We start from the raw sequence: 7,800 nt of genomic DNA on the forward strand, positions 1-7,800 counted from the left end.
GGGCGGCGCGGACGGCGCGCGGCCCGAGCGGCGCGCGGCAGCGGGCTCGGCGGTAGCGTTCTGAGCATGCCCGACGTACTGGTCCTGGTCGACATCCAACGCGACTACTTTCCGGGCGGGCGGATGCCGCTCGTCGGGCCGGACGCCGCGGCGGAGTGCGCAGCCACCCTGCTCGCCCACTTCCGCGCGCAGGGCCTGCCGGTGATCCACGTCCGTCACGAGAGCCTCGAGCCGGATGCCGGCTTCCTGGTCCCGGGCACCCCGGGGGCCGAGCTCGACCCACGGGTCGTCCCGCTCGCCGGTGAGGCGGTGGTCGTCAAGCGCCATCCGAACTCGTTCCTGCAGACCGATCTTCAGGCTGAGATCGAGCGTCATCCCGATGCGTCACTGATGGTCGCCGGAATGATGACGAGCATGTGCGTGGATGCCACCGTGCGGGCGGCCTCAGACCTGGGCTACGACGTGACGGTGGTGGCCGACGCCTGTGCCGCGCCCGACCTCGAGTTCGCCGGCACCCAGGTCGCGGGCCAGGCCGTGCACGCCGCCTTCATCTGCGCCCTCGGTGACGCCTACGCCGACGTGGTGATCACGGCAGACGTGGTCTCACGTTCGGGCGAGCTCAGCTGACCCTGTTCGACGTCCGTCAGCCCTCGGGACGAGCTGCCGGGGCGGACCTCCTCCAGCCTGAGCCCGGACATGCCAGATCGGCGAGCAGCCCCTTGGCACGCTGCAGCCGGGACTCAGGAAGTACCGGCCCGGCGGCGTCAGCCGCCGATGGCGGACATGGGTCGGTCGGGCTGGACGAAGTCCGGGTCGCCGATCCCGTGGCCGCGGCGCTTGCGCCACATCTCGCCCCGGATCAGACCGAGCAGCTCGTCGTCGGTCGCGCCCTGGCGCAGGGGCCCACGCAGATCGGTCTCGGTCGTCGAGAACAGGCAGTTGCGCACCTGTCCGTCGGCGGTGAGCCGCGTGCGGTCGCAGGCTGCGCAGAACGGCGCACTGACGCTGGCGATGATCCCGACGGTCTCGGGGCCGCCGTCGACGAGGAACCGCTCGGCGGGGGCACTCCCCCGGTCGGCGGCCGGAAGGGGCGTCAGCGCCCAGCGCTGCGACAGGCGCTCGCGGATCTCGTCGGCGGAGATCATCTGTGTGCGGTCCCAGGCGTGCTGGGCGTCGAGCGGCATCTGCTCGATGAAGCGCAGCTCGTAGCCGCGCTCGAGGCACCACGCGAGGACGTCGGCGACCGACTCGTCATTGATGCCGCGCATCGCGACGGCGTTGACCTTGACCGGCGTCAGGCCGGCGTCGGACGCGGCCTTGAGCCCCGCCTCGACGTCGGCGAGGCGGTCGCGACGGGTCAGCTGCGTGAAGGTCTCGGAGTCGATGGTGTCGAGGCTGACGTTGACCCGGTCGAGGCCGGCCTCCTTGAGCCCGACGGCGACGCGCTCGAGGCCGACGCCGTTGGTCGTCATCGCGATCTTGGGACGCGGCTCGAGGGCCGCGATCCCGGCAACGAGCTCGACGAGCGATCGGCGGAGGAGCGGCTCGCCACCGGTGAGGCGGACCTGCGTGATGCCGTCGCGCACGAACACGCCGATGACCCGCAGCATCTCCTCGTCCGTCAGCATCTCGGTCTTGGGCATCCACGGCAGGCCCTCGGCGGGCATGCAGTAGGTGCAGCGCAGGTTGCAGCGGTCGGTGACCGACACACGCAGGTCGCGGGCCCGGCGCCCGAACTGGTCGGCCAGCCCTGCCGGTCGGACGCTCGGGTCGGGAAGGCGGGTCATGTGCTCCACTCTAGGCCGGGTACTGCTGCGACCCGGTCTGCTGGTGATGCCGATGTTGCCCCACGCCTCCGAAGTGCGGTGATGTGACGTTCGGCTTGCTGGTCAGGATGACTGGACCGAGCCACGGTCGGACCTCCTGCGGACTCGTTGCCGACTGCACGGTGCGTCAGCCCGGGACCCAACGGCGCCCCTGCCGTCATTGCCCAGCATCCCGTTTTCTTGGTGGAGCTCTGCAAAGCCGTATCCACCACCGCGGTCCTCACGCCGAAACGATCGCTCCGCCGATGCAACCGCGTCGAGACCATCCGGCCCGGCTTGGTCGCGACAGCACCCTCCGGCAATCCGGTCTGACCGCTTGGCAGTCCCTTTGTCGACACCGTGGATTCGACAGCCGGCGACATCAAGGCACCGACCCGAATTCATCACGACCACGAGGACTTCTGCCGTCGTGCGCCCCGCGTGCCATCCACGATGGCCACCGCGGCTCGCCCTTTCACCGCCAACTTCACGAGACGAGCTGCGCATCTCGGCGGCCCATGCCGGATTGCCCGACTCCGCTGTTTGTCAGCTTGCTCGCGGGCCGGACGTGCTCATCCGCAATTGGCTCCCCTCTGTGTCAAGACGCGGCGGGAAGGGTCGTTCTAGGGTGAGTGGTGGCGGGTCCGGGAAGTGGCTTGTCCGAAGAGCTGGTGTGGGGTTGTAAGCCGGCCGCGCTGGAGTCAGAGTCGTCACCCTGGTGCCCTCCCGGGCCCGTCGTCATCTGTCGTGCCGCGTCGGCGAGCATCGTCCGGAACACGATGTCGGACAGCCTGCGTTTGAGCAGCCGCATCGCCTCGTTCGAGGTCTTGCCCCGGGCTTTGGTGCGGTCGAAGAAGGCCCGCCCTTCGGTGGGGTTGCGCAACTGGACGGTGGCCATGATGTGCAGGACCCGGTTGATCTGACGGTTCCCGCCCCGGGACAGCCGGTGCCGGGTGTGGTCCCCCGAGGACGCGTCGATCGGGGCGGTGCCGGTCCAGGACGCGAAGTGGTTGTTGTCCGGGAACCGGGTGATGTCCCCGACTTCCACGAGCAGACGCGCGGCACCTGAGGGACCGATGCCGTTAAGCCCGGTCAAGGTCGTGCCGGTCGCCGCGAGCAGCTGTGACAGCTCCTTGTTCGCCGCCTTCTTCCGCGCATAGATCCGTTCAAGGTCGCAGATCAACTCGGCCGCGACCCGCCGACGGGCCTTGCCGGCGACATCCCGCGGACGCACCGTCGCGAGCAGCTTCTTGGCCTGCGCGGCGGACAGGTCCCGCTTAGCCCCGCCCGGAATCAGCTCCAGCAGAAGGTGATGCAGCTGCGACACCATCCGGGTGTGATCCTCCCCGAGTGCCCGGCGCCGATCCACCAGCACCCGCAACACGGCCAGCTGCTCGTCGTCGACGACCGGCCGCAGCCCAGCCATCCGGACCCCGACCAGCGCGATGGAGTGCGCGTCCGTGGCGTCGGTCTTGCGGCCCTGACCGGTGGCGAACATCCGCACCCGCGCGGACAGCCGTGGCGGCACGTCGATGACCTGCTCCCCGTCGGCGAGCAGCCGCAACGCGACGTGGCGCCCGATGCCGTTGCAGCCCTCGACCGCCCACACCCGCTTGGGCCAGGCCCGCGCCACCTCGAGCATGGCGTCGTAGCCCGCCGGGTCGGTGTCGAAGCGGCCACCGGCTGCGATCGACTCATCGGGCCGCATCACCTCGATCGTGACCGAGCGTTTGTGCGGGTCCATCCCGATCACCACGCGATCCGCTGGTTGCTCCATCATCGTGCTCTCCTTCGCTCGAACCGGACTGGTCGTCGAGCTGGGAGGGCAACGCTGCTTTGAGCTTGGGCACACCCCTCTTGAGCCTCTCCCGGCCCTGGCGACGTCCGGGACTGCGCAGGCCAAATGAGAGCCACACCTGAAGGTGAGCAGCCGATGTGAGAGCGACAGCCCGGACGCCTGGAACAGAGCCTTGCCAGGCACCGATCCTGCGTCAATGAAACAAGCAGCCGATGAGCGTGTGTCACGCAGAAACAGCCATTGCCAGGGCAATGCACGGCAATTCAACGGACCAGCTTGATATTGCCGAAAACCTCCGTGAACGCTCTTGGGTTGTCAAGTTGTGCCCGTGCCTGATCGGCATTCATCTCGTCGGAGTCCTGGGCAATCTTGGTGGCCAGGTCAAGCCGCTCGGGGTTGTTGACAAGGACGGCCCATCGCACGTCGGCTGATCGGTCGTCCGCCAGTCGGGTCAAGGTGTCAGGCTTGAGTCGCCGCGAAGCTGCCGCAGCCCGACGCACGCTCGCCATCCGGTCCATGGCCAGCATCTCGATGTCGCTGGAGCTGAGGTGCGCGTTCTCCAGGGTCGCCGACCGTACCGCTGGGTGCGGGTCTCTCGCCAGGTCGGCCAGAGTGTTGGCGTCGGATGTCGCTACCGCGAGATGTTCTCGCACGTGATGCTCCGGGTCCGCCTGTAGGGCCAGTCGGCTCTCGTCATCGAGATCGTCGCGCATGGCCGCCACGCCTCGTGTGCTCTTGTCGGTGGACGCGAGCGCGGCCGACAGTGCGTTCGGGGTGGGGTTCTCGGCGACGGCGTAGCGCACTTTCCAACTGGTGTCGTTGGCCAAAGTGGTCAGCAGGTCAGCGGGTGCGTTCGGATTCGCTGCTACGGCCTCTCGCACCTTGGGTGATCTGTCGCAGGCGAGCTCCCGCAGGGCAGGGGTGGAGGTCGTCGGATCAGCGGCTTGCTGGGCGCGCTCGTTGATAGTGGGCACGCGAGGAAGTCTCGCATCGTCATGGACGAACGGCGTAACTTCCCCGTCCTGAGGCGACGAATGATGCATGTAGGCGTCCGCACATGCCGCCGAGGGCGCGGTGAATGGGGCTGGCCCTTGACTGCGACAGGAGTCGGATCAGCTGCTTTCCCGATGCGTGACGAGCTCACCGCACGTACGTTTCCATGGTGGACATGAACGAGCAGGTCTTTGCCAGAGGAGTCTCGGCGAGCGGGGATTCGTGGAGCCTGGGCTGGCAGAGCGACAAACAGCCCGGCCCCGGCGTCACCTGGCTGCGGATCACCACCCCGGATGGCCACACACACAAGGGCGGCTACGGCAGCCCTTCCATCTCCGCACATTCGCCGGTATCCATTTACACCGGCAGCGCCGATCATGTTCCCAATGGTGCAATCCTTCGGGTGGCCAGCGGTGCGACCAATCTGGAGGTCACCACCTCCGACGGCGTCACCCGAAACCTGGCGCTCGTTCCGCACCCCGCCCACGAGAACGCCCTCATCGCCGTCTTGGTCTACCCACCAGGGACGACCATCACATCAGTTCGGGTCGTCGATCCTTGGTCTGCGCGAGACGTGCCGATCACCGGAGTACAGGTATAGCCGGAGTGACGAACGTCCGGAACTGCCGCTGATCGGTGGTGCCGAATAGCGGACGTCGCTTCAGCCGCGGGTCGGCTTCCAGCGCACCCCGCCGTCATCGACGCCATGGCGGTGTTGGCGGCCTCTCCGTCAAGGCAAGTTCCGTCTACGAGCGGTCGCTGGCCGACTGGCTCGTCCAAGTCCACGCCAATGCTGACGCTGTCGTTGCCTTGGCAGTTGTAACCGACGCCTTGCGGGAGCGGCTCTACGGAGGCCGTGATGACCACCCGGGCTGCCTCAAATCGGACCACTGGGTCCAGCACCGTCCCGGTCTTTCCGCTTGCGCAACCGAGGCGCGTCACGCCCAGTTCGATGTGGGCCGAGGTGGGTGTGAGTGCTTCCCCATTCAGGGTCGTCCAGGTCGCAGGCTCGCCCGGGCCATCGGTGCTGCAGCCCGCCAGCATCAGCGCGCTAATCACGACTACCGCGCGACCGATCCGAGGTGTACTTTGACCTCCGCGCGGCTTCATGATTGGCACGATGCCACAGGCCGTCCCCGAGCAGCGCTGACACGTCCGACTTCGCCGCGCGCAGGACGTTGGCCCGCCGTTCGCGATACTGAGTCGGTGGATGCAGACATCACCGAATCGGGCGGAGTGATCTTGACCCTGTCGAACGCCGAGCTAGTGGTGCTCAGGGAAGCGATCGCGTTCGCAGACTTCTCCGGCGACCTAGCGGAACGTAGTGCCGCCGAGATTGAGGTGCTGAGTCGATTCCTGCGCACGGTCGATCCCCTCATCCCCGCACTTGGCAGCGACCACTACGACCGCCTCGTAACGCGAGCCTGGGACGAGATCGCGCCAGGTTGAACGCTCGCCATTGCCGCGTTGAGGGCGGCTACGCTCGCCCGACATTGCCGCTGGCCGCTCAGGCACGTCCGCAAGGCGGAGGCCATGGCACGGTGTTCAGGCGGGCGCGCTTGGGACTGCTGTAAGTAGGCGCGCCTCCATGCCAGCTGCCGAGAACGACATGTGCAAGGTGTAAGTAGTCACGTCGAATCCGTCGCCGGTATCCCAAGAGAACGCCGAAACTTGGCCCTGGTGCTCCATGTCTGACAGAGCGTCCATGTCGGTCTCCCAGGTGTGCACCTCCACCCTAGAGAAGGTCAACTCGATCACGGGGCTGTCGGCAGCGCCGTACAAGGGTGCAGTCTCCGCGTCGTAGCTGAAGTAGAAACGCAGGTTTGCGTCCGGGAGCCAAACGAGCCCGAGGAAGTCGGCGTCGTGGAGATACACGTGAGCGCCGTCAGGGGTGAAGTACTCGTACGGCCCGACCCCCTCCCGGATGCCGCGCCCAGGCTCGATGGACACGCCCCTGAACTCGGTCTCGCGGCGGTTCTCCCGCCCGCCTGATCTCGCCTCGGCCGATCTCACCCACGCAACTTAGCGACATCCCGACATGCGGTGATGGAAGACAACCGGATTTGCCGCGATCAGGTCAGGTCTTCTCCCCACCAAGGTTCCGTCACGACGACGTGGAAATCGGATCCAAGTGCGTTTCGCGTGCGGCGAAGGAGACTGACTCCTTCGCCCAGCCAGGCACTGTCGCCGCTCCCTTCAATGGGCACCTTGTCCTCCGCGTAGCGGCTGTTCCAGACCGTGAGCTGCTCGGCCAGCTCGTCCGAGAGGCCAAACGAGCTCAGGTCGGCGGCCTTGCCATCCTCGGTCCACAACGGCCCTGAGCCATAGTCAGGCCAGAACTCCAGCAGCATCACAAGGCAGAGTCTGCCCCTCCGGCGGCCGTGGCGGCGAGAACGTCCTCATTGCCGCGCCGAGGACTGCGGCTGTGCGCGTACGAGAGCCTGATTCTGTGTAACGCTGCCGGTCATGACGATGGCCGACCTGCTTGAACGACTCCCAACCCCGGTCCGCCTGCGCGAACTGTCCGTGGCTCTCGCCATTCTTGACGTCGCGATGAGCCCTGACGATGACCCGGACGATCGCTACTTCCGCTTCGAACCGCGCGACCCCTCCGGGGTGGCGTTGGCCAGCATGGACAACGGTTCAGGCGATCGCTACTTCATCGCCTTCACCAAGAACGCCGTGTTCGGCTGGGGATTCGCGCATGAGTACCCGATGAACCCCTTCACCCGGACCCCGGTCGCGGTGTGGCCCGGCCTCCTCGACGGCATGCCGGCCCAGTTCGAACCCCTGACTCGGGACGCCCGCTTCCAGCTCGCCGACACCTTCATGGCAACGGCCGCCTTCTGGTCCGAGGACGGACACCGGTGGCACACCGGATCGGCCATCCCGCCGGAGGGCGAGCCAGACCCCGACGGCGCCGAGGAGCTGTTCGAACTGATCCTCGACGACCGCCCTCAGGCGTTCGCGCGCTTCGCCCAGGACTACTTTGAGGTGAGCCCCGACGAAGCGGCGGTCAACGCCGTCTACAGGTCAAAGCCACTCGACCTCGCGATCCTCGCTGGGCTCAACCCCGACGCCGAGTACGAGAACGTCCGCGCACAACTCGATGCGTTAGGGCTTTCCGCGCCGTAAGGAACATCCGGAAATGCCGCGTTGAGGGCGGCTACGCTCGCCCGACATTGCCGCGTTGAGGGCGGCTAC

At 67.2% G+C, this 7,800-nt stretch carries 9 protein-coding genes; 4 read left to right on the top strand and 5 right to left on the bottom strand.

Annotated features, from left to right (window positions below; all coding sequences use genetic code 11):
- Positions 1-66: 66 nt before the first annotated feature.
- Positions 67-627, top strand: a complete 561-nt coding sequence (locus NR112_RS22080) for a cysteine hydrolase family protein (protein WP_256796439.1) — start codon at positions 67-69, stop codon at positions 625-627.
- Between the two features lie 137 nt (positions 628-764).
- On the opposite strand, the gene moaA is transcribed toward NR112_RS22080, so the two are convergent.
- The 3 genes from moaA to NR112_RS22095 form a co-directional block, all read right to left on the bottom strand.
- On the bottom strand, positions 765-1,787 hold the full coding sequence (moaA, locus tag NR112_RS22085; RefSeq protein WP_256796440.1) for a GTP 3',8-cyclase MoaA: 1,023 nt from the start codon (positions 1,785-1,787) through the stop codon (positions 765-767).
- A 616-nt stretch (positions 1,788-2,403) separates the two neighbouring features.
- Positions 2,404-3,585 carry an IS110 family transposase gene (locus NR112_RS22090; protein WP_256796441.1) on the bottom strand — a complete coding sequence of 394 codons (1,182 nt, stop codon included), beginning with the start codon at positions 3,583-3,585 and terminating at the stop codon, positions 2,404-2,406.
- A gap of 281 nt (positions 3,586-3,866) precedes the next feature.
- Positions 3,867-4,577: a hypothetical protein gene (locus tag NR112_RS22095; protein ID WP_256796442.1), complete on the bottom strand. Its 711-nt coding sequence runs from the start codon at positions 4,575-4,577 to the stop codon at positions 3,867-3,869.
- Positions 4,578-4,771: 194 nt separating this feature from the next.
- Here NR112_RS22095 and NR112_RS22100 point away from each other — a divergent pair, with 194 nt between their 5' ends.
- Positions 4,772-5,197 carry a hypothetical protein gene (locus tag NR112_RS22100; protein ID WP_256796443.1) on the top strand — a complete coding sequence of 142 codons (426 nt, stop codon included), beginning with the start codon at positions 4,772-4,774 and terminating at the stop codon, positions 5,195-5,197.
- A gap of 605 nt (positions 5,198-5,802) precedes the next feature.
- Positions 5,803-6,045, top strand: a complete 243-nt coding sequence (locus NR112_RS22105; protein WP_256796444.1) for a hypothetical protein — start codon at positions 5,803-5,805, stop codon at positions 6,043-6,045.
- A 96-nt stretch (positions 6,046-6,141) separates the two neighbouring features.
- On the opposite strand, the gene NR112_RS22110 is transcribed toward NR112_RS22105, so the two are convergent.
- Positions 6,142-6,609: a hypothetical protein gene (locus tag NR112_RS22110; protein ID WP_256796445.1), complete on the bottom strand. Its 468-nt coding sequence runs from the start codon at positions 6,607-6,609 to the stop codon at positions 6,142-6,144.
- Positions 6,610-6,668: 59 nt separating this feature from the next.
- Entirely contained in the window at positions 6,669-6,947 is a 279-nt protein-coding gene (locus tag NR112_RS22115) for a hypothetical protein (protein WP_256796446.1), read from the bottom strand.
- A gap of 115 nt (positions 6,948-7,062) precedes the next feature.
- Between NR112_RS22115 and NR112_RS22120 the strand changes: the two genes are divergently transcribed.
- Complete coding sequence (locus tag NR112_RS22120) at positions 7,063-7,731, top strand: hypothetical protein (RefSeq protein ID WP_256796447.1); 669 nt, start codon at positions 7,063-7,065, stop codon at positions 7,729-7,731.
- Positions 7,732-7,800: the final 69 nt, after the last annotated feature.

It is taken from the genome of Terrabacter sp. Ter38 (genome assembly GCF_024519435.1).
Taxonomy (GTDB): Bacteria; Actinomycetota; Actinomycetes; order Actinomycetales; family Dermatophilaceae; genus Terrabacter.